We start from the raw sequence: 572 nt of genomic DNA, 5'->3' as shown, positions 1-572 counted from the left end.
ATTTCATCCCTTGCCGACTCATAAATTTCAGTGGAAAGTCTTGATTTGTAACCTTCTCCACGATGAATTGAAGCATAATATTCAGAAAAGTAATTTATAAACCACATGACAGTTTTGAAGGGAGGTGTTGTTGCGGCATTATCAAAATTTATATATTTAACCATTGTCCCATCTTTTAATGGTATTATACTGTCAACACCAACAATAAAATCTCTGAAGCATTCCATGTAAACCACCCTTTCTATTTTCCTCTTATATATTATTCAAAAGTGCCACCCATGTGAAATGTGAAATTATCCAATTTTTTCATAATCAATTCGAAAAAGCAACCGAAAATAATCCTAAATTTTTGTAAACTTGAATATAATAATATGTTTAAATATTCAAAAATTCTATATAATTCTTTATATCTCTTTACTACTTCCTTTAAATTTTCTGCTGTTAAATCTGTATCATATTTTGCATTGTTTTGTTCCTTAATCTCATCTAGTATATTCTCAAACAAATTTTTGTCAATTTGCATTACAACATCACTAAACATTTGAATAAATCTTCTGTAGCTATCATATGCA

Annotated in this window: 2 pseudogenes; both read right to left on the bottom strand. The window is 28.1% G+C overall.

Annotated features, from left to right (window positions below):
• Positions 1-227, bottom strand: a pseudogene (locus TCEL_RS00185) (aminotransferase class V-fold PLP-dependent enzyme); the annotation flags it as partial.
• Between the two features lie 164 nt (positions 228-391).
• Positions 392-572, bottom strand: a pseudogene (locus TCEL_RS13005) (hypothetical protein); the annotation flags it as partial.

Source organism: Thermobrachium celere DSM 8682 (assembly GCF_000430995.1).
In the GTDB taxonomy this organism is placed as follows: Bacteria; Bacillota; Clostridia; order Clostridiales; family Caloramatoraceae; genus Thermobrachium; species Thermobrachium celere.
Note: the sequence above shows the minus strand (reverse complement) of the source record. Positions and strands in the feature narration are given on the sequence as shown.